Annotated in this window: 1 protein-coding gene; it reads left to right on the top strand. The window is 63.8% G+C overall.

Features of this window, described 5'->3' with window-relative positions:
* A partial coding sequence (locus D0817_RS25915) for a hypothetical protein (RefSeq protein WP_202866539.1) occupies positions 1–219 on the top strand: 219 nt, incomplete at its 5' end.
* Positions 220–312: the final 93 nt, after the last annotated feature.

Raw genomic sequence — 312 nt, 5'->3', positions numbered from 1 at the left:
AAAGTCGTTTATAGTCCGAGGCAGGGCAGGGGCGCGGCCTATTTTGTCGAAAACAACGCGGGGGCGCCGCTCCAGACGATGACGGTGGCGCAACTTGAAAGCAAAATCGGGATCAACCTGCTGCCCGCGCTCACCCTGAACGAGAAGCAGCAAATGGCGCGCCTGCCGCGCGCCAAACCGGCGCGCCGCGCGCGCCCCGCCTTTGAGGAGTTGCGATGAAAACCGAACCAGCGGCCTTCGTGCCGTATGCGAACGAGGCCGACGTGCTGCAGGTCGGCAATTTGCTGCTCGAGAACCGGCTCGACCGCATCC

Origin of the sequence: Flavobacterium cupreum (assembly GCF_003996965.1) — a bacterium.
Classification (GTDB): Bacteria; Bacteroidota; Bacteroidia; order Flavobacteriales; family Flavobacteriaceae; genus Flavobacterium; species Flavobacterium cupreum.
Note: the sequence above shows the minus strand (reverse complement) of the source record. Positions and strands in the feature narration are given on the sequence as shown.